Below are 20,126 nucleotides of genomic sequence, written 5' to 3'. Positions count from 1 at the left end.
TAAAACAATCCGGCGCTCTTGAAACGAATCCGGTCATCTCATAATTAAAATGGACTGGGCCATTTAATCGCTTCCCGTCAACGTTCAAATTAAAAGCTTGAAGAAGCACGGGCCAGTTGTTAAGTTAGGCGAATTCCCAACCGCTCTCAACGTGACTGCACACGCACCGCACGGGCGGATGCGTGCATCCACCGCAGGGCGAACCGTTCAACAAGCCGCAACGTATCGCATCTGATTTCATTCATGAAAAACTCGTAATCAATACCGTCTTCGCGATTCATTCAGCGCCTCGATCGGCGTGAAGCTCCGGAATATCAATTAATAATTTTTAAGTTGCGATCAACCGATCGCGGAGTTGCACTCGCCTGGAGAAAGTCCATGAACACGGTTTCATCGAAACACACACCAGTCGCAACGTTTCAGCTTGGCGGTCCCCGGGCCTGGTGGATCTGGGCGCTGTCCGTGGCGTTCGTCATTTATCTCTTCAGCGTTCAAACGGGATATTCGATCGTCAATCCCGAGGTGAAGAAAAGCGCGTCGCTGACTGTGGAGCAAGTCGCGTCCATCGCGGCGGTCTACACATGGGTTTTCGCCGTCTGCCAGTTCTTCGGCGGCGCGTTGCTGGACCGGCTGGGTGCGCACAAGGTCCTGCCCATATCCGTCGTGCTGGTCACGGCCGGCGTGTTCCTGTTCGCCAACGCGGGGAGTTACGGCACGCTGCTCGTCTCGCAGTTCGTGATGGCCGTGGGCGCCTGTACCGGCTTTGTGGGCGCGGGGTACATAGGCGGCCAATGGTTCGGCATGGGCCGCTTCAACTTCATGTTCGGGCTGGTGCAGTTTTGCGCGTCACTCTCATCGGCGTTTTCGGTCAACGCGCTGCAGTGGGGCCTGAGCGAAATGCCGTGGCGCGAGCTGTTCAATTTCGTGGGCGTGGCAGGCGTGGTGTTGTCGGTGCTTGCATTCCTCTTTCTGAAAAACCCGACGCCTGTCGAATCGACGGGCGCGGGGGGCGCGAGCGCGTTCATCCACTCAGTGCTCGATGCGCTTTTCCAGGTCGCCAAGGTGCCGCACGTCTGGATTTCGGCGCTCATCTGCGCTGCGTTGTTCGGCAGCATGCTTGCAGCGGGCGTAGTCTGGACACCCATGCTCATGGAGACACGCGGCGCTTCCCCCGCCACGGCAGCATTCAGTTCGTCGTTGTTGTGGCTCGGGCTCGCCGCAGGCTGCCTTGTCATTCCGGCACTCTCCGACAAGATCGAGCGGCGCAAGATGCCCATCGTGATCGGCATTGCGGTTCAACTCGCGTGCGCGGGCGCGTTGCTGTATCTGCCGTCCATCTCGATTCCTGTTGCGATGGCGCTCAACTTCCTGTTCGGTTTTGCAAACGCCGCGCACATGCTCTGCTTCAGCAGCGCCGCGGACGTGGTCCCGCCGCAATTGATCGGTACGTCGGCGGCGTTTGTGAACGGCCTGGCGTTCATTGCGGGCGGCATCATGATTGCGGCGCCCGGCTCGAGAGTGGTGTCCGGCATGGCTGCGGGACTGACCGATCACACGCTGGCCATCGCGGAATACGCGGCGACGCCGATCACCTATTCGTTGATCGCCTCCTTTGTGCTCGCGCTGATCATGAAGGAATCGCATCCGGCACGGCGCCGCTGACCTTCTTCTGCTGATCCCTTCTCCGATACAAAAGCCGGCCTCGCGGCCGGCGCACTTCCCAGGAACTCGACATGACCGCACTAAAAGCCTTGCGCGCCGACGTGGTGACCTTCAGCGGCGATCCGTTTCTCCAGTCGCCCGAGCAATGCCTCGTTCATATACCCGATGCCATCGTCGTCATCGACCGGGGTCAGATCGTCGATGTCGGCCCCGCCTCCGAAGTAACGCCTCGCCTGCCCGCGGGAACGCAGGTTCAGCACTATCCGGACGCGATCATGTCGGCAGGGTTTATCGACACCCACATTCACTATCCGCAAACCGAGATGATCGGTGCGTATGGCGAGCAGTTGCTGGAATGGCTCAACACGTACACGTTCGTCGCCGAGCAGAATTTCGCCGATAAAAATCACGCCGACATGGTCGCCAAGGTGTTCTTGCGCGAACTCCTGCGCTCGGGCACCACGACGGCCGCCGTTTATTGCACGGTGCATCCGGGTTCGGTCGATGCATTTTTCGAAGAGTCGTCGCGTTTCAACACACGCATGGTCGCCGGCAAGGTGCTGATGGACCGCAACGCGCCGCCGGCGCTGCTCGATACCGCCGAACTCGCGTACTCCATGAGCTCCGACCTGATCGCGAAGTGGCACAAGCGCGGACGCCAGTTGTATTGCATCACGCCGCGCTTCGCGCCCACGAGCACGGACGCGCAGCTCGACGTCTGCGGCACCTTGCTCAAGGAGACGCCCGACGCCTACGTGCAAACGCATCTATGCGAAAACGTCGATGAAATCGCCTGGGTCATGGCGCTGTTCCCCGAGCGCCGGAGCTATCTCGATGTCTACGCGCACGCCGGCATAGTCGGACCCCGCTCGATCTACGGCCACGGCATCCACCTCACCGAAGACGATCTGTGCACGTGCCACCAGACCGGCGCGGCGCTGGCGCACTGCCCGACATCGAATTTCTTCCTCGGCAGCGGCCTCTTCCGTGTCTTCGATGCCAAGAACCCGAAGCGCCCTGTACGCGTCGGCCTCGGCACGGACGTGGGCGCAGGCACGAGCTTCTCGCAACTGCAATCGCTCAACGAAGCCTACAAGGTCGCGCAGATGAACCAGACGAAGCTCAATGCGATCCAGGCGTTTTATCTCGCCACGCGCGGCGGGGCGGAAGCGCTGTACCTGCAGGACAGGATCGGCACCGTTGCCAAGGGTTATGAGGCCGACCTCGTGATCCTCGATCGCAAGGCGACACCGCTGATGTCGTTCCGCTCGGGCTATTGCAAGGACATCGTGGAGCAGCTTTTCGTGCTGATGACGCTCGGCGATGACCGCGCGATCAAGGCCACTTACGTAGCGGGCGAACAGGTCTACGAGCGCAGTCCGTCAGGCGATGGATTCCGTTACCCGCTGGCTGCGTGATCCGGGCACCACTTTCAATTTCACGCAGGCTGGAACGGCCGATCCGCACTGCGCGGTGCGATCCGCGTTCGTTCGCCTGCATTTTCCTGTCGGGGGAACGCGTGAAGAACTGCTTCGGTTTTAATTCAAAGGGAATCGCGGCGCTTGCGTCCTTGCTGGCGACCGGGATGCTGTGCAGCGGCGGCGCCAGCGCTCAGTCGAGCGTCCAGCTTTACGGGCAAGTGGACGCCTGGGTGGGCGCGCAGAAATATCCCGGTGGCGATCGTGCGTGGACGCTGGGCGGCGGCGGCATGTCGACATCGTATTGGGGCTTGAAGGGTGCGGAAGACCTCGGCGGCGGATACAAGGCGATCTTCGCGCTCGAAGATCTCTTCCGGCCGCAGAACGGCGCATATGGCCGCTTCCAGGGCGACTCGTTCTTCTCGCGCGATGCCTACGTCGGCGTCCAGTCGCCCTATGGAACCTTGACCGCGGGGCGGCTGACCACGTCGCTGTTTGTATCGACGATACTTTTCAATCCCTTCGCCGACTCTTACACGTTCTCGCCGATGGTCTATCACGTGTACCTCGGCCTTGGCACCTTCCCCGCCTACACGACCGACCAGGGCGTGGTCGGCGACTCCGGCTGGGACAATGCAATTTCATATTCGACGCCGGATTATCACGGTTTGAGCGGGACAGCCATGTACGCATTCGGCGACAAGGCCGGCGAAAACGGCCAGCACAAGCTGAGCGCGCAGTTCCTGTATCTCAGCGGTCAGTTCGCGGCAACGGGCGTCTATCAATACGTGAATTTCAACACGCAGCCCGACGACCTGAGTTCGCTTGTTTCCGGCATGCAGAGCCAGGCCGTGGCGCAGCTCGGCGTGTCCTACGACCTGCGTGTGGTCAAGCTTTTCGGTCAATACATGTACACCGACAACACCGTACGCACCGGCAACTTCCATATCAACACGGCACAAGGCGGCGTGACCGTGCCTCTCGGCCCCGGCACCGTGATGGCCTCCTACGCCTATTCGCGCGACGCAGGCGGCCTCGACCAGACGCGGCAAACCTGGGCACTCGGCTACGACTATCCGCTCTCCAAACGCACTGATCTCTACGCCGCCTACATGAGCGACCGTATTACCAGTCAATCGACGGGCGAGACCTTCGGCGCCGGCGTCCGGGCGAAGTTCTAGGCCCCTGCGCGTACCGATATAAGGTCCACCACGGGTTTTTGCTTTAGTCTTGGCGTTTCTCAGGAAACGCGACGGGCAAACGCACAAACCCATGGATTATTTCGCAGCGGTACGCGCGTTCGTTCATGCAGCCGAACGGCAAAGCTTCAGCAAGACGGCGCTCGAAATGGGCGTCAAGACATCGACCGTTTCGCGTTATGTGAGCGAGCTGGAAAAGGATCTGGGCATCGCCCTGTTCAACCGGTCCACCCGCGGGCTCGTGCTCACTGAAGGCGGCCGCGTGTTTCGCGAACATGCGCTTCTTGCGCTGCAGGCACTCGATGACGCCCGCGAGCTGACGTCATCGCTGAACCAGACGCCGCAAGGCGTGCTGCGCATCACCATGCCCGTGGCGTTCGGGCATCGGCATGTGGTGCCGCATTTGCCGGCGTTCATGAAGCGCTATCCGGATATCGGCGTCGATATCGTCGTGACAGACGAGACGCTGAACATGATAGAAGGGGGCGTCGATGTCGCGGTGCGGATCGGCGCGTTGCCCGATTCGCTGTTGATGGCGCGTCGGCTCGCGCCGCACCGCCGGATCGTATGCGCGAGTCCGGGATATTTCGAACGCAACGGCACGCCCGCCGAACCCGATGATCTTGCGCATCACGAATCGCTGCGGCTCGCGCTGCAACCCGATGACCGGTGGTTTTTCACGAAGCGCAAGGACGCGCCCGAAAAGCCGGAGCGTACGCTCGTGGAGCAGATGCTCGTGGAGCAGACGCTCGTGGAGTTGAAGGGGCGTTTTCGCGGCGACGATTCGGAGGCCGTGCTGCAACTCGCGCTTGCGGGTTGCGGCGTGGCGTTGCTGCCCACGTGGCTTGTCGGAACAGCTCTGCGCGATAAGCGCCTCATCCATGTGCTCGGCGATTGGGAAGCGCGCACCGCGCGTGCCGAACCGGCGATCTGGGCGGTTTATCCGCCGAAGAAAATCGTATCGTCGAAAGTTCGTGCGTTTGTCGATTTTCTCGCCGAAGTGATCGGCGAGCCGCCGTACTGGGACGACGGTCTTGACGTCTGAACGATGCGCCTTAATGCGCGAAGCGGATATCGAGCGTGCGCAAGTAGGTTTGCAGACCGGCGTCCTGGATCGGAATCACGTAGGCGTCGCCATCGGATTCGTTGAAATGCGCATGCCAGTATCCCGGCGGCGTGACGAACGCCATCCCAGGCTCCCAATCCACCCGCGTCGGGTTTGAAATCCTGCCGCTCTCGTCCAGCTCGGTGCCAACCAGCGTATAACAACCCGCCTGACATCCCGCGATGAAATCAAGTGCAATCGATTGATGCCGGTGCGGCTTCTGCTCCGAATTGGGCGTCACGACGCCGAACATCGCCCAGAGGGTGTGAGTCACCGTCCTCGTCTGCGGGAAATTGACGTTGCCGAGCAGCACACTGATGCGGTTGCGCCGGGCGGCGTTCGCGTCCTCCCGGACCTTCTTCAACTCGGCCTGCGCCCGCGCCGCCGGATAAAGCGTCGCGGCGAAACGTGGTTGCACCGACGTCACGCCGAGATAGGTCAGCAGAGGCGCATCGTTTACGTAGTAGAGCATGGCGGTGATGTCGGAACGAAGACTCGCGGATTCGCCGCCCGGCAGCGTGAAGAAGTCGCCCTGTGCGAACGGGAAATTCACCGCACCTTGCGTGACATGTCCGGCGCCGCTGATCACGTAACACACCAGCGATGTCGCTGTCTGCGCGAGCTTGAGTTCATCGCGGGCGTTGATGCGCACGAAGTTCGCGCTGAGGCTTGGACCCGTCGCAGGGCTCGGGCAGTTCAGCTCAGCGGACAAGTCGAGCGGCACGATGCGGGTCTCGCCATCCGCATAAAGCGCAGGCGAGAAGTTGCGGAACGGCACACGCGAGATGAGCTTTGCGCCAATAGGATTCGCTGACGACGTGTATTCGAAGTACTGCGCGTCATCGGTCGCGGGCGATGCTTCGGCGAGCGTGGCGGGGGATGTCCTGTTCAACATGGTGAGCTCCTTGCGAGTGGCGTTCAATGGGGTAACGCCACTTTAAGGAAGGGATGGCTGGCGCAGAAGCGCCTTGCATCGAAATCACCTTTGCGTAAAAGGGGGTATGGAAGACGCGACGGTCCTGGGACCGCTCAGGCTTCTGCGCATTTGGCCCCAATCTGCTGCGCCATACGCGCGATCGCGACGCAGATGCGTTTCTCGCGCCGGGCATCCATGCGCCCCGTCGGCACACTCGTGCTGACAGCGAGCCGCTTGCCGTGCGGCGTCTCCCCTACGTACGCCGCGAAGCAGGTGAGCCCTGCCGCCGCTTCTTCGCATTCGCTCGCAAGCCCCGTCTCCCGGACCCGCGCAAGTTCACGCAGCAAGGTGGCGCGTCGCGTGATGGTGCGCGGCGTGGCAGCCGTGAGCCTGTCGGGCAGGAGCTGGAGCAGTTGGTCATCGGGCAGCGTCGCCAGCAAGGCCTTGCCTAGCGCGCACGAATGCGCCGGCAGCCGCGACCCGAGATCCGATACCAGCCGTACCGCCCGGCGTGAATCTTCCCGCGCGATATACACCACGTCGCGGCCATCGAGCGTGGCGAGTTGCACGACTTCGTTGTGCGTCGCAACGAACGCCGCCGCCTGCGACCGGAACGCCGCCTGAAAGCCATCGTGGCGAACGAAGGCGCTCCCCAACTCGAACAGCTTCACGCCGATGATGTAGCCATCGCCCCGCTTCTCGATCCAGAACTGGCGCTCGAGCGAGTCCAGCAGCAAATACAAGGTGCTGCGCGATAAACCCGTGGCCTCGTGCAGCGCGGACGCTCGCACGGGCGTTCGCGCGTTGGCGAGGACCTCGAGCACGTCGTTGGCGCGTCGCAGCGCGGGCACTTCGTAGACGCGTTCGGCGGTATCGTTTTTCATCTGATGGGGATGGTTTTTTGTCCAACAGGTTGGAATTATCTACAACATAATGGACAACTCGATACCCCGATAATACGATCAAGGCCCTGATTTCCACCAGCCCGGACACCTATTCATGGCCTCGATTTCCCCGTCCGCGTGCCTTCCTGACGATCTCGACCGTGCAGTGCTCATTGGACGCGTGTGGCGCCCGGCGCCTGTCAATGGCCCATCGGTGGTCTGCGTTCGCAATGGCCAGGTCATCGACATCACGCATATCGCGCCGACTACGGCCGATCTGTTCGAACGTACCGATGCACTCGATATCGTCCGCAATGCCGAAGGTGAATCCCTGGGTTCGATCGAGGACATCGTGCGCGCGAGCTTCGATCCGCACTCCACGGGCGTCAAATTGCTCGCGCCGTGCGACGTGCAGGCCGTGAAAGCATGCGGCGTGACCTTCGCGGTCAGCCTGCTCGAACGCGTAATAGAGGAGCAGGCCGGCGGCGACGCCAGCAAGGCCAAGGAAGTGCGCGAGACCATCAACACGCTGATCGGCGCAGATCTCTCGAAGATAGTGCCGGGTTCGGAAAGCGCGGAGAAGCTGAAAGCGGAACTCGAGCGCCGCGGCGCGTGGTCGCAATACATGGAAGTCGGCATTGGGCCGGACGCCGAGGTGTTTTCCAAATCGCAGCCGATGTCATCTGTGGGACTTGGCGCGGATATCGGGCTTTATCGGACGTCGATGTGGAACAACCCCGAGCCGGAGATCGTGCTGGCCGTGAACAGCGCAGGGAAGATCGTCGGCGCGACGCTCGGTAACGATGTGAACCTGCGCGACATCGAAGGCCGCAGCGCACTGCTGCTCGGCAAGGCGAAGGACAACAACGGGTCATGCGCGATCGGTCCGTTCATTCGCCTCTTCGACGGCCAGTTCACACTCGATTCCGTCCGCCAGGCCAGCGTCTCGCTGCGGATCGAAGGCGCCGACGACGGTTTCACGCTCGATGGCATCAGCCACATGAGCGAAATCAGCCGCGACCCCGCCGACCTCGTCGAGCAGACGATCGGCGCGCATCACCAGTACCCGGACGGTTTGATGCTGTTCCTCGGCACGATGTTCTCGCCGATCAAGGATCGCGACACCCCGGGTGGCGGTTTTACTCACCACATGGGCGACGCCGTGACAATCTCGGCACCCGCACTCGGCGCGCTGGTGAACACCGTGCGCCGCTCGGAAGAGATCACGCCATGGACGTTCGGCGTCCGGGCGCTGTATGCGAATCTGGCAGCACGGGGGATCGCGCTGGACCAGAAATGAGGCTTGGACAAGCTGCCAGCACGCGCCTTACTACGAAGGGCGCGGGTTTTTATCGATAGTCGAGGGTAACGCAGCTTCCGTCGCCGTCTGCGGTCGTGTGCTGTTCGCCGAGTCGTCCCCGCCTGACGATGCGCCTTTCGCCTTTTCGGCCTGGGCGTAATCGTTGCCTTCCATCGGTGTTGCAGGGCGCTGTGGCGCGTCCGTTCCTTCAGTATCGGGCGTATCCACTCTTGCATCGGGCTCGTGCAACGGTGCGTCGGGCTGACGTACACCCTGATGAGCATCACCGCCCGTTGCGGCGCCACCCGGCAAGTTGCCGATGGATCCACCCCCGCTTGCGCCTGAACCACTGTCGCCTAACGGCTTGCCGCTATTCTTCTCGCGTTCTGTCTGGGTCATGATGCGTTCCTGTCCGTTTGCCGTGGTCAATACTGACAGCAAGTCACATTCCACTACCCGGCGCCGGCTTTCGTCACTTCCGCGGATTCATCGGAAACGTTACCCTAAGCACCTGAAGCAGATGTCTCGTGTGAACCGTCGCCTTACGCTCAACACCATGCCAGTTTACGATTACGAATGCCCGGAATGCGGCCAGTTCGAAACCGCTCGACGTATTGCCGAGCGCAATGACGCAACCGCTTGCCCTCAGTGTGGGATGACCGCGCAGCGAGTAATGGTCGGTGCGCCGTCGTTGTCAGGCGAGACGCCCGAGCCTGGCGGGGGGTACGGGATGCGGCACATGGGTGGGTGCGCGTGTTGCCGGTAAGGTCGTGAGCCTCATCGTCTTCTTAAGATCGCAGCAGGACGGGCCGTGTCGAGTTGAGAATCGCACCATATCTCAGCCCACACGCGTGCGTAGTTGATCGCTTGTAAAGGCGTCGGAAATGGCTTCGAAGTGCACGAATTGAAAGGATCGTCGCCACCATTCGATACGCGCCATACCGACACGCTCCCGGCATAGTTGCCGTCACCGGGCACGGCGGCACACTCGATGTTGAACCCGCGATATTCAAATTGCATGCGCCCTCCGTCCGTTCTATTTCGTCTTGGACAGGGTTGCCAAGTAGTTTTTAAGACGTACTCAGCGGCTCCGATTCAAATGGATGTCGCTACGTTTGCGCTTGGAAAGCAACATATGAAAAGCACTCCCGATCTTGCATTCTGCTTTCTTTAACGGATGGAAGCGTCCGATAAGAATGATCACATTCAGTGGCTTTCGTACATTGCATTGTCGGAATGCGCGCATCGAACAGTGTCTGCTTTTTAGATGTCGTCGAAGCGGCAGAAAACCGCGCAGCTTATCCCGGACGAGGTCCGAATGAGACTGCCGGTCGCGCAAAGCGCACCGGAACGCCTGTGGCTCATACAAAAACGCCGCTCGCCCGTCGCCGTTGTACGTCGACAGTGAACGAGCGGCAAATGCGTAGTATCGGAAGCGGCGTGTCAGCACAAGTGCAGGAATCCTAGCCGCAGTCCAGATGCGACTGCGGGACTTGCCATTTACCGGACAGCCGCTTCGTCACTCATTGACGGATAGTCGATATATCCTTTCGCATCGCCTCCATACATGGTGGCCTGATCCGGCTCGGTGAGCGCGGCGCCTGCCTTCAGGCGTTCGACAAGATCCGGGTTCGAAATGTACGGACGACCGAACGCGATAAGGTCCGCACGCTTTGTGGCCAATGTCGATTGTGCGAGCGCCTTGTCATAACCATTGTTGGCCATGAACAAGCCGTCGAAAGCCCGACGCAATACTTGCAGGTCAAATGCACCTGGAACGTCGCGAGTACCGCCGGTTTCACCCTCTATGACATGGAGATAAGCCAGCTTCCGCGCGTTGATCTTTTCAACGACATAGGTGTAAAGCGGCTCCGGATTGGTATCCGAGATATCGCCGAAGCTGCTTAGTGGAGAGATTCGCACACCGACCCTGTCGCCGCCCCATACACCGACCACGGCGTCAGCCACTTCAAGCAGGAGCCTGGCCCGGTTCTCGATCGAACCGCCATACTGGTCGGTGCGTCGATTTGTCTTGTCGCGCAAGAACTGGTCTAGCAGATAGCCGTTGGCGGCGTGAATCTCCACTCCGTCAAAGCCTGCTGTCTTCGCATTCTGCGCGGCCGTTCGATATTGCTCGACAATACCCGGCAGTTCTGACGTTTCCAGCGCACGCGGTGTGACGAGCGGCACGAAACCGTCGTTGGTGAAAGCCTGCCCTTCGGGTTTTATCGCTGAGGGTGCAACCGGCAATGCATTATCCGGCTGGATGGAAGGATGCGAAATACGGCCGACGTGCCACAGTTGGAGGTACATCCGGCCACCTTTGTCGTGAACCGCATCAGTGATGCGCCTCCAGGCTTTAACCTGTTCGTCGTTGTAGATGCCCGGTGTGAAAACATAACCTTTGCCTTGCGGCGAGATCTGAGTCGCTTCGGCAATGATCAAACCGGCCGACGCACGCTGCGAATAGTATTCGATGGCAAGTTCACTCGGTACATCGCCCTCTTTCGCGCGACTGCGAGTGAGAGGAGCCATCACAATGCGGTTGGGCAGCGAGAGCGGCCCCAGTTGAACGGGTTCGAAGAGATAGTCGTCGATAGCGGCATTGCTGGTTTCTTTCGTCATGCTATTCCTATCGGTGAATGAATTCGGCTGCGCCTGGCGAAATCCACGCCATATAAAGGCAAGCGGAGATGCGGTCTCAAATGGTAAAGCAAGAATCGGCTGCCCGCTTTTTCGCCAGCGACTCCTCTCATCGGAAGGCGTCGCCCAAATGCGAAAACCGCGCTGACACAGCGCGGTTTGAAATGTACAGGGAGACTTATCGGCGACGACAATTTGACTTTGCCCCGCCTCAAAGCGCCGAGAAAGCAAAGTATGGCCGATCGTGCGGTTAAGCATGCCCCCCAGGAGGGTATGCGATGCTTAACGGCACATGGAAGTAGCGTGAAACGCTCGGGAATCCTGGTGGGCCGGGTGGGATTCACATTACCCGCGCTGGACGCCCGTCACATAAGAACTTCTCGATGTGGGTTGTGACCAGTTACCCCCAAAACTACCCCCAAAAATGGTGGAACAGATTGGAACAACGTCAGCGAGAATCGATGTTTGCGCTATACAGAGTCCTTGCAAAAACTAGTACGCAACGTTGCGATAATGCAACGACCGCAAATCACCGGCGAGCAACCTCACTTCCGCTCGAATGCGTGCGTGGCGTTTCTGCGCGTCGGTCACGGCAGCATCGGATACAAGTGCCATAAAACAGGTTGCGGGGTACACCGTCACGGTTTCAGGTAGCCGACTCCAATTGCGACGACGTTCTAGTTCGCGTTGGAGCGGCCGCACGATCGGACGAATTGCTCGCCGCCGGCCTTTCGGTCGAAGGCGAGCCCTCGTTGCGGATCGAGATGAAACAGCAACTGGAATGACATTCCCGTGAAGCCGCTGAACACGATCGTTAAAGCGACTTCCTGTTCACCGGTAGCCAGCGTGCGCTCCGACGCGATCACCTGGCTCATTCTCCATCGGTGGCTCAGATCGAGCATCGCTGCATCCCAAGCGGAAGTGCCGGGCTTGATATCAGCTGCGGAATTTGTCGCGAACGATCGGTTGGCGCGCTCCCGAATCTTATCCGCGGAAGGACTCTTGAGTTGAGCGGTCAAATCGATTTCGCAGACGACGCCACCGCCGGGAAGAACGTCGAGTTCGGACCGACTATTGAGATGCAGACCCGCGAGCAGGACATCGAACTGAAAACTCGAGTCGGTGGCGTCGTCGGGCGTCGCGCACATGTCCTTGTCACGTTGCCGGGCGTTGGTGAAACGCGGGAAGAACATTTGTGCATCGTTCATCTGCGGGAAGCGGGCGACGATTGGTGGAATCTCCAGGTAGCAATTCCGGGTCTCGTCCATGAGTTCGATGAGCGTGCCCTTTTCGGCAAGCGCATTGTTGCTGAGCAGCCATGTTTTCAGTCTGGGCGTCATGCCGCGCCGCTCGGCTTCTTGTTCACGCCAATCCACGCCGATCAATGCAGTCGTCCCGTCTTTACTCACGCGTACCAAGTTAAGCGGCTCGTTCTTCTCCGTGGCATCGATCATGAAACGTTGAGTCTCTTCGTCGGGGCCGTCGCCGAGTCCCTGCCGAGTCACGAGCACCTGCTCCGAGAAGTCCGAGGCAGCATTATCGGTAACGTAGTGGCCACTTTGATCAACACCTACGCCACGCGCAAACACCCAGGCGTGCGTGGCGTTGCCGCGCGAGTCTTTTTCGACGAGCATGTCGTGGACGAGGAATCGGTACGCATTGTGTACATCCTGGGTATCGAGTCCGTGCACTTCGTTTTCGGCGCCAGGCACGAGCCTATGCTCCAATATCCTGGGGCCGTTGCCGGAACCGAGTGACCCTCTATGTGTCAACGACAGGACTTCGGAGACATCATCCTTCTGTGTGAATTTGTAGACCGATGCGTCGCAATCAACAAGTCCCTTTTTACCCTTGCACAACATCACATCACGCCGAGAATCGATAGTGAGCGTGCTGGTGTCATCTTTCGCGGCCGGACGGAAAAGCTCGACCTCCAGACTCGTGTCGGTGAAACCGGCGCGTGCGAGGGCCGCGAGCGGCGTGCCCAACAAACCTTGCGTGACTTGAGGCGGCGTCGCCACTCGACCGTCTGGAAACGCGACAAAATCAGATTTCATCGGAGTCAACGGACGATCGGGTGGGCTCGTCTCACGCTGCCCGGCCATCATGACCGCATTCCGCTTATAGAGAAAGGCACGAAATCCGAGGTCGCTCGGATCCATCGCGACGGCGTCGGAAGGCAACGCGCGAGCGATCACATAGTTGTCGGCACGCTCCGGCATCGGGTCATATTCGAAATAAGTCGACCTGCCTGCGGCCTTATACGAGCCGGAGCCGCCGAGTGCGACGCCCAGAAGCACCTTCTTCGCCTCGGTTTCGCAATAGCTATAAGGATTGATTCCGCCCTCGAATTCGCCTTTCGAGTCGTTGCCGCCTCCGCGCTGAATCTGCCGGCACAAACGGTAAGCCGATTCCTGCAGCGCAGTGTCGCAATCATTCTGCGTGTAGCCATAAGTGGCAAAGCCATGTCGATAGCAAAAATCGTGATTCACGCATGCCTGACGGAAGCGCAGGCGAATGTCGGACACGCCGTCGGGTCGCTTGAAAGCCAGATCACCTATCGAAGGAATGGAGCAATTGATTCCCCGTCCTTCACCACCGATGATCGCTTCGGTTTCCGTCGACGATGGATAGGAGACGAACGTTGCGGGCGCTTCCGTCTCGAATGGGCGCTCGAGACTGGAATAGACCTTGTTCGCGATTTTGTCAGTTATCCACGTGCAACCGGACAAAAGAAAAACAACTGATGCGAATAGCAGCGCGTGCCTTCGGCGAATAAGGGGCACTACCGGCGTGCGATGACGAAAGAGCCAGAATCGATCCATGATTCACCACTTATTCGAGAGTGACCGTTTGCGGACGGAGCAGCGATCCCGCTTCTGACTCTAGGCGAACACTGAAACCGTCGCCGGCGTTTGGCGGATAGGTCGATATTTGGCGCCTGGAGTCTAGGTATACACGAGGGAAGCCGCAGGACGGGGATGTGCTGCCCCGGTCCTGTTTGTAAACCGTTAAGCGGCCAAACGCTCACCAAGATCGCTGACTATCAACGGCTTAGGTCCTATACGTGCCACTGGCGTGTTGATCAATCAACGGCGGCAATGGCCGATCAACGGCCTGTTACTTTGCGTCTGTGTTCTGTGGCTCGTCGGCCTTTGCGGTCGTTGGCGAATTCGTCCCAGTCTTAGCGAATATCGGCTTCAGGCGCCTTAGTTGGAACTGGCGATACGGCCACCGTCAAACGTTCGCACCGGCTCTTGGGCGGAGGTTCTAACATTACTCCTGCACTAGGAAGCGGCCGTTGCAGTGGCATTCGTCTTGGCGAAGAAACCGGGTCGGTATGTTCATCGCGTCGCAGATAATGACCACCGCCAAGATCTCGAATTGCTTCATGCCCCCGGTGCGGACGGTATAGGTGATATTCGCTGATGAACGACGAGCACAACCAGAACGCGAGCGGGAACTGGGACGAGAGCGGCAACTATCGGATTGGCAGTTAGGAGAACATGTATGCGAACGCCATCGAGTATCTCTAGAAAAGCAAGGCGACCGTCCGTGGCAATACGCTTCGGTGCGCATAAGGCATGAACGAACGAGCCTCCTTGGCTGACCTGGTTTGATAACGTGATCAACCCGCTGCCGCAGCCGTGGCAACGGTTAGACACGTTCAGACTCTAATCCAGTGACAATTCGATGAAGCCGACTTTCCCATCTTTTGCCAACGCGATATCACGGTCAACGATGGACTTGCTTGGATCGGCAAGGTGCTCTAAGACTATCGACGGTCGCAGTTTTAAGGCGGATCTTGCAAGGTCTCGCACAAAGTTCTGACTACCGATACTGACGTTGAACGTCTTCCTGTCGTGTCTCGATCCATCGACATTCCACGACGCCTGCATTTTTTTCGAGCTTGTATGTTTGTCTTTCGCAATGTGTATATGCCGTTGCAAAGGTAAATTCGGGTCTTCGGGGTCGATCCGGTATGACCATCCAGACCGGGCAGATGGTTGCCAGATGCTTTCCAGCACGACGCTGTACATATTCAATACATCTTTTGAGACAGTAACCCATATCTCTTCGATGTCTACTGGATCGCCGATCCCAATTTCGTTTAGCTTCATTCGCAACCCTTAAGTTAGTTTTTTTGCAATTTGAAGTCTCTTATTCCCGTCCTCAGGCTGTGAGCGGCTCTGATTATATGGGTCATCACGAACACCGCAGTTTGCGGCCTGAGGAAATAGGCGGAAAAATCTAATGCCTCGTAAGGCACTGCCACGGGAAGACGACCCTCATGAGGACATATACGCCATTCTCAAAATGGATCGAAGAGTACGTCGCCGTTCGCCGGCAGGCCGGTTTCGCCCTCAAGGTTAAGGAAGAAGAACTGCCACGCTTCGCGCGCTCCACTGAAGCGATCGGTCATCTTGGTCCTCCAACCCGACAACTTGCCGCCCGATAGGCAAACAGTTCCAGCAGTCGACGTCGACTGACGGCGCACGCAGAATCGAGGTACTCCCACCTTTTTCCAGCCTACTGTCACCAGTTTGATCCTGCAACCGAGGTCCCACCGCGACGACTTTTCGAGGTCCATCGACGGTGGTCCCACACATATTTACGGATGACGAGATCCTTGGCCTGCTCGCTACTCGCAGCTTGCGAGCAGCTGTATCCGCCGAGCGGCCTACGCGGGGTTACCTGCGCAACGTTCTTCGGATTGATGGCAGCAACGTCTCTCGGGACCTCCGAAGCTACGGGATTTGCCCGCACGGACGTTAAACTCGAACAACGGCTGCAGCAGATTCAGCATGCCAAGTATGGCAAATCGCGTTGGGTACCCGCAGCACATTTTCGTTACAGTCTTCAAGTGAATGCCAGCATGCATCAAATGTTGCCCCGCTATGCAAGCTATCCAACGACGGTCATGGCTTTTGACCGGAAAACTTAATTGGCCTCGTGACCGAGTATGGCCGCGGCGACCGCATTCACGAAGTTTTCTTGCAAGCCCTTTGACCGCAAAGCGAAGCTCAACAGCTACTGTTGTTAGGCGTGGTGGTTCGATTCCGGCCCCGGGCACCACAAAATATTCCGGCAAGTTCCAGAGAACTTCAGAAACCCGCGCCAACTCATGGCTTCGCGGGTTTTTTTGTCTTGGCTGAGCGGAGATGTTCCGTGGACATCTGTTGGTATCGGGTGGTATTTTTGTTGGTATCGACCTCGCAAACGCACTTTTCCGCTTCGAGATACCAACATGCCGCTCACCGACATCCAGATTAGGAACGCACGCTACAACTTAGACGGAACCGGCAACCGCCTGTCAGATGGTGGCGGCATGTACCTTCAGCTCGATAAGTCCGGCGGGAAATACTGGCGGATGAACTATCGGTTCGTCGGCAAACAAAAAACGCTCGCGCTCGGCGCATATCCAGCCGTGTCGCTAGCGGCAGCTCGCAAGAAACGCGACAACGCGCGCGAAAAGCTTGCGGCGGGAATAGACCCTGGCGAGGCGAAGAAAACCGAAAAACGCGCAGTGCGCATCGCCGCCGCCAATTCATTTGAAGTCGCCGCCAATGGCTGGATGGAAGAACGCAAGACGGTTGTTGAAATCGGTCAGTACGAGAAGACATCGGCCCGCTTCAAGAATGATGTGTTTCCGTGGCTGGGCAAGAGACCGATCACCGAAATCGACGCCCCGGAGATCCTTTCTGTCCTAAAGCGCATCGACGGCCGGGGCGCGCGATTTACGGCCCATCGGGTGCGCAGCGAGATCAGCCGGGTCTTCCGCTATGGCATCAAGGAAGGGTTTTGCAAGACCGACCCGGCTAAGGATCTGATCGGCGCGATACCCCCCCAGTAGAAAAGCATTTCGCGGCTATTACCGAACCCGTGAAAATCGGAGAGATGCTGCGCGCGTTTGACGGTTTTTCAGGTACGTTCCCAGTGCTTTGTGCGCTCAAGATAGCACCGATGATATTCGTGCGGCCCGGCGAATTGCGGCAGGCGGAATGGACTCAGTTCGATCTGGACAAGGGCGAATGGCGCTACCTCATTAGCAAGACCAAGACGGAGCACCTGGTGCCACTCGCCACGCAGGCAGTTGCAATCCTCCGCGAACTGCACGCGATGACAGGGCAAGGCCGATTCGTGTTCCCGAGCGCCCGCTCCAAGCTTCGTCCGATGAGCGAAGCCGCCATCAATGCAGCGCTGCGTCGACTCGGGTACGACACTCGCACGGAAATTACGGGCCACGGCTTTCGGGCGATGGCGCGTACGATCCTGCATGAGGAACTCGAACAGAAACCGGAGGTGATCGAGCATCAACTCGCGCACGCCGTTCCGGATGACCTCGGTTCTGCCTACAACCGGACAAAGTTCATCCGTGAGCGGCGCCTCATGATGCAGCAGTGGGCCGACTACCTTGATCGAATCAAGGTCGGGGCGAAAGTCGTATCAATCGCCGCACATCGGTGATAAGACTGCGCCCACGACAACCCCTCCAACTAAGGGGAATACTGCGAAAAACACGCTACAGCAGCGACAACACCGCCGAGAAGTAGCCGCACAAAAAAAAGCCCAGCAACACACGCTGGGCTTTTTATCTGAATTGGCTTACAGAGCCCCACTCAGGTCTACGTTCGACACAATTGCTGCGATCGCGAAGCAAGCTGCTGACTTCGCGAGTTTTGATGCCTTACATTTCCAGTTTTTCTTGTTCATTTGCTTGGTTCCTTGTGCAGTTGGTTTGATTGCCTTAGCTTGCGGTTTGCTCTGCACGGTTCGTTGCTTTTGAACGTCTTGCTGGTACTTACTTACTGCTTCGTGTCGAACGTTGCCGCGCGAAGCGATGTGCTGCTCCGCATGACATGTCACCATTGGCTGAGTGTGGATGACGCCGGTTGTGCCCAGCCCTGTAAGCCAACTTTTCCGCAAGAAAGAATATGCCGTATCGCCGAACTGAAGTCAATTTACCGACCCGGTAAACGTTCAGCTTAGCCACGCCTAGCCGTTGAGCCAGCGTAGACGCACATTCCCATTGTTCTCATTCACTAACCATTCCTAGATACTATGTCGCACAGCGAACTGTGCGGAACTGCTGAATCGGGGGATTCGAATGGCATCAGAGATTAAGCGTCTTCACATCGAACGTTTTCGTGGAATTCGGGAACTGACATGGCACCCCCAACGGGCTCTGAATCTTTTGCTAGGCGGAGGCAACGTCGGCAAGACAACAATCCTGGAGGCCATCGGTCTTTTGCTCAGTCCGACCACGAGCTACACACTGTTGGACTCAGATTACTTAGGCCGTCTCGTAGAAGAAGAATTTCTCATTGAAACGATCATGAGCCTGCCAGGAGATATCAATCGCCAGGCTACCATGGCGTGGCCATGGGAATGGGACGGTCTGAACGCAGTGCTCGCGGTAGCTGGTGAGCCAGAAAACACCGCGCCCCTACCGGCTCCTCAGCAAGGCAGACATGCGGTCTACAAGGTTCGCGTTCGAGGCACAGCTGATCTTGAGCTGGTTTACGAAATCGTTCAGCCGGATGACAGTGTCGCTGCGTTCTCTTTGGCATTACGGCGAAAGGTTGGCCTCGTACGATTGCTAGGCGATGATCGCACTGATCGCGACCTGCGGTTGGTCGTTGGATCTAATCTCGACCGGCTAATCAATGATCGTGGATTGCGCGCCCGGCTCGGCCGTGAGTTCGCCGCTGACTCTGTCGTTCAGCATCTGGACGATGAGTCACGCACTCGCCTTGAGCAGCTCGATCAGGACTTCGTCGAGCGTCAGCTCCCAAACCAACTCGGCCTGGCTGTCACCGGCGGCGCCGGGCAATCCATCAATGCGCTCATAGGCCTCACCGCAGTTAAAAAACGACGTCGTGTTGCCCCTTGCCACCTGGGGCTCCGGCACCCGTCGTCTGGCTGCATTGGCCATCGCAGACTCCTTGCAGGACGGCCATCCGATTACCCTCGTTGACGAACTTGAGCGAGGGCTTGAGCCCTATCGTCAGCGTCAGCTCGTTCGCCATATTGCCGCCGGACAGGGGCAAACTTTCATCACCACACATAGCGCCTCAGTCGTGACCGCTGCAACTGACGCGTCGGTCTGGTATGTCGATACCGGCTGTAGGGTTGGCGCGCTAGCGCGAGAGAAGGTTTCTCGCCACCTCGCCCGAGACCCGGAGGCATTTCTGGCCCGGGTGACACTTGTCGCCGAAGGAGCAACGGAGGTCGGGTTCCTTCGAGAAATCTTCGATCGCGAACTCCCCGGATGGAGGGATCGCGGAGTACATATCGCGGACGGCGGCGGCAATGACGACACCCTGACGCTGCTAGAGGCACTCTTGGTCGGCGGCGTGAAGTTTGCCGGCTTTGTAGACAACGAAAACCGCGACGCGGGACGATGGCGTGCAGTGGCAAACCGCGTCGGCTCGCTTCTGTTCCAGTGGAACACCGGGAATATGGAGGAAAATGTGATCCCGTTTTTCCCAGCAGATCAGCTTCAAGCGCTTATAACTGATCCAGAAGGCGAAAAAACCGGACACCGGTTGCGTACCCTCGCCGATCGGATGGCGACGGTTGACACATCGTTTGAGGCGTTGAGTGCGCTTGCTTTAGAGCGCCGCGGTGAGAACTCCGGCCACCAGGTTCATCCCCTGGTTCCATGGATCATCGAAGCCGCAACGGGTAAGGTACCCGACGCATTGCGCGACGCGCCGGCCGCGCAGCGCAATCCCTTCAAGGGACATGCGACGGCGTGGTTTAAGAGCATCGAAGGCGGCCGCGAACTCGCAGGAAAGGTTTACAACTCCGGCGTTTGGGAGACGCAACTGGACGCCTTGCTGCGTCCGTTCGTCAACGCGGTTATCCGCACACAGGCCGATCCGGTTCCGGCTGTCGCTCAAAGGCGAAACTCGTGAGCGACGCCTCTGTCGCTGAGGCGCTGTGTCAAACGCAATCTCAAGTTGATACAGCTTCGTACGCAAACGCAATTGGAA

General features: G+C 58.7%; 15 protein-coding genes and 1 pseudogene. 9 read left to right on the top strand and 7 right to left on the bottom strand.

Annotation, left to right across the window (positions count from 1 at the left end; genetic code table 11):
• Positions 1-146: 146 nt before the first annotated feature.
• Positions 147-281 (bottom strand): hypothetical protein, encoded by a 135-nt coding sequence (locus AXG89_RS44175; protein WP_256701203.1) that lies wholly within the window; start codon positions 279-281, stop codon positions 147-149.
• Positions 282-378: 97 nt separating this feature from the next.
• On the opposite strand from AXG89_RS44175, the gene AXG89_RS21090 reads away from it, so the two are divergent.
• The 4 genes from AXG89_RS21090 (at position 379) to AXG89_RS21075 (ending at position 5,324) form a co-directional block, all read left to right on the top strand.
• Complete coding sequence (locus AXG89_RS21090; RefSeq protein ID WP_062002522.1) at positions 379-1,662, top strand: MFS transporter; 1,284 nt, start codon at positions 379-381, stop codon at positions 1,660-1,662.
• 71 nt (positions 1,663-1,733) lie between these two features.
• Positions 1,734-3,080: a guanine deaminase gene (gene guaD / locus AXG89_RS21085; RefSeq protein ID WP_062172290.1), complete on the top strand. Its 1,347-nt coding sequence runs from the start codon at positions 1,734-1,736 to the stop codon at positions 3,078-3,080.
• A 167-nt stretch (positions 3,081-3,247) separates the two neighbouring features.
• A complete protein-coding gene (locus AXG89_RS21080) occupies positions 3,248-4,261 on the top strand; it encodes a porin (protein ID WP_082771551.1) in 1,014 nt (337 codons plus the stop codon).
• 91 nt (positions 4,262-4,352) lie between these two features.
• Positions 4,353-5,324: a LysR family transcriptional regulator gene (locus tag AXG89_RS21075; RefSeq protein ID WP_062172289.1), complete on the top strand. Its 972-nt coding sequence runs from the start codon at positions 4,353-4,355 to the stop codon at positions 5,322-5,324.
• 10 nt (positions 5,325-5,334) lie between these two features.
• Here AXG89_RS21075 and AXG89_RS21070 read toward each other — a convergent pair whose 3' ends face one another.
• Together AXG89_RS21070 and AXG89_RS21065 are read right to left on the bottom strand one after the other, a co-directional pair.
• On the bottom strand, positions 5,335-6,279 hold the full coding sequence (locus tag AXG89_RS21070; protein WP_062172288.1) for a cupin: 945 nt from the start codon (positions 6,277-6,279) through the stop codon (positions 5,335-5,337).
• A gap of 134 nt (positions 6,280-6,413) precedes the next feature.
• Positions 6,414-7,184: an IclR family transcriptional regulator gene (locus AXG89_RS21065; RefSeq protein WP_062002519.1), complete on the bottom strand. Its 771-nt coding sequence runs from the start codon at positions 7,182-7,184 to the stop codon at positions 6,414-6,416.
• 115 nt (positions 7,185-7,299) lie between these two features.
• Here AXG89_RS21065 and AXG89_RS21060 point away from each other — a divergent pair, with 115 nt between their 5' ends.
• A complete protein-coding gene (locus tag AXG89_RS21060) occupies positions 7,300-8,484 on the top strand; it encodes a fumarylacetoacetate hydrolase family protein (RefSeq protein WP_062172287.1) in 1,185 nt (394 codons plus the stop codon).
• Between the two features lie 30 nt (positions 8,485-8,514).
• Here the strand turns inward: AXG89_RS21060 and AXG89_RS21055 are convergent, their stop codons facing one another.
• Entirely contained in the window at positions 8,515-8,883 is a 369-nt protein-coding gene (locus AXG89_RS21055) for a hypothetical protein (RefSeq protein WP_062172286.1), read from the bottom strand.
• Here AXG89_RS21055 and AXG89_RS44680 point away from each other — a divergent pair.
• Positions 8,804-9,250, top strand: a complete 447-nt coding sequence (locus AXG89_RS44680; RefSeq protein ID WP_442861750.1) for an FmdB family zinc ribbon protein — start codon at positions 8,804-8,806, stop codon at positions 9,248-9,250. The two genes, AXG89_RS21055 and AXG89_RS44680, sit on opposite strands and share 80 nt — an antisense overlap.
• Before the next feature lie 734 nt (positions 9,251-9,984).
• Here the strand turns inward: AXG89_RS44680 and AXG89_RS21040 are convergent.
• The 3 genes from AXG89_RS21040 to AXG89_RS21030 form a co-directional block, all read right to left on the bottom strand.
• Positions 9,985-11,109 carry an alkene reductase gene (locus AXG89_RS21040; RefSeq protein WP_062172284.1) on the bottom strand — a complete coding sequence of 375 codons (1,125 nt, stop codon included), beginning with the start codon at positions 11,107-11,109 and terminating at the stop codon, positions 9,985-9,987.
• Positions 11,110-11,804: 695 nt separating this feature from the next.
• On the bottom strand, positions 11,805-13,952 hold the full coding sequence (locus AXG89_RS21035; RefSeq protein WP_062172283.1) for a hypothetical protein: 2,148 nt from the start codon (positions 13,950-13,952) through the stop codon (positions 11,805-11,807).
• Positions 13,953-14,801: 849 nt separating this feature from the next.
• The gene (locus AXG89_RS21030; RefSeq protein WP_062172282.1) at positions 14,802-15,248 is read right to left on the bottom strand and encodes a DUF6367 family protein; all 447 of its coding nucleotides are present in this window, start codon (positions 15,246-15,248) and stop codon (positions 14,802-14,804) included.
• A gap of 1,127 nt (positions 15,249-16,375) precedes the next feature.
• On the opposite strand from AXG89_RS21030, the pseudogene AXG89_RS21020 reads away from it, so the two are divergent.
• The 3 genes and pseudogenes from AXG89_RS21020 (at position 16,376) to AXG89_RS21010 (ending at position 20,048) form a co-directional block, all read left to right on the top strand.
• Positions 16,376-17,595, top strand: a pseudogene (locus AXG89_RS21020) (tyrosine-type recombinase/integrase).
• A 640-nt stretch (positions 17,596-18,235) separates the two neighbouring features.
• The gene (locus AXG89_RS42230) at positions 18,236-19,105 is read left to right on the top strand and encodes a hypothetical protein (RefSeq protein ID WP_062172279.1); all 870 of its coding nucleotides are present in this window, start codon (positions 18,236-18,238) and stop codon (positions 19,103-19,105) included.
• Complete coding sequence (locus AXG89_RS21010; RefSeq protein ID WP_119024675.1) at positions 19,008-20,048, top strand: ATP-dependent nuclease; 1,041 nt, start codon at positions 19,008-19,010, stop codon at positions 20,046-20,048. The genes AXG89_RS42230 and AXG89_RS21010 overlap by 98 nt, the downstream gene beginning before the upstream one ends.
• Positions 20,049-20,126 lie beyond the last annotated feature (78 nt).

The organism is Burkholderia sp. PAMC 26561 (genome assembly GCF_001557535.2).
Taxonomy (GTDB): Bacteria; Pseudomonadota; Gammaproteobacteria; order Burkholderiales; family Burkholderiaceae; genus Caballeronia.
This window is presented reverse-complemented; position numbering and strand designations above follow the sequence as displayed.

Excerpts from the sequence above, each read along its gene's own strand:
- AXG89_RS21035 (WP_062172283.1), bottom strand. The coding sequence starts at position 13,952 with ATGGATCGATTCTGGCTCTTTCGTCATCGCACGCCGGTAGTGCCCCTT.
- AXG89_RS21055 (WP_062172286.1), bottom strand. The coding sequence starts at position 8,883 with ATGACCCAGACAGAACGCGAGAAGAATAGCGGCAAGCCGTTAGGCGAC.
- AXG89_RS21070 (WP_062172288.1), bottom strand. The coding sequence starts at position 6,279 with ATGTTGAACAGGACATCCCCCGCCACGCTCGCCGAAGCATCGCCCGCG.
- AXG89_RS21090 (WP_062002522.1), top strand. The coding sequence starts at position 379 with ATGAACACGGTTTCATCGAAACACACACCAGTCGCAACGTTTCAGCTT.
- AXG89_RS21065 (WP_062002519.1), bottom strand. The coding sequence starts at position 7,184 with ATGAAAAACGATACCGCCGAACGCGTCTACGAAGTGCCCGCGCTGCGA.
- AXG89_RS42230 (WP_062172279.1), top strand. The coding sequence starts at position 18,236 with ATGGCATCAGAGATTAAGCGTCTTCACATCGAACGTTTTCGTGGAATT.
- AXG89_RS21030 (WP_062172282.1), bottom strand. The coding sequence starts at position 15,248 with ATGAAGCTAAACGAAATTGGGATCGGCGATCCAGTAGACATCGAAGAG.
- AXG89_RS21075 (WP_062172289.1), top strand. The coding sequence starts at position 4,353 with ATGGATTATTTCGCAGCGGTACGCGCGTTCGTTCATGCAGCCGAACGG.
- AXG89_RS21040 (WP_062172284.1), bottom strand. The coding sequence starts at position 11,109 with ATGACGAAAGAAACCAGCAATGCCGCTATCGACGACTATCTCTTCGAA.
- AXG89_RS21080 (WP_082771551.1), top strand. The coding sequence starts at position 3,248 with ATGCTGTGCAGCGGCGGCGCCAGCGCTCAGTCGAGCGTCCAGCTTTAC.
- AXG89_RS44680 (WP_442861750.1), top strand. The coding sequence starts at position 8,804 with ATGGATCCACCCCCGCTTGCGCCTGAACCACTGTCGCCTAACGGCTTG.
- guaD (WP_062172290.1), top strand. The coding sequence starts at position 1,734 with ATGACCGCACTAAAAGCCTTGCGCGCCGACGTGGTGACCTTCAGCGGC.
- AXG89_RS21060 (WP_062172287.1), top strand. The coding sequence starts at position 7,300 with ATGGCCTCGATTTCCCCGTCCGCGTGCCTTCCTGACGATCTCGACCGT.
- AXG89_RS44175 (WP_256701203.1), bottom strand. The coding sequence starts at position 281 with ATGAATCGCGAAGACGGTATTGATTACGAGTTTTTCATGAATGAAATC.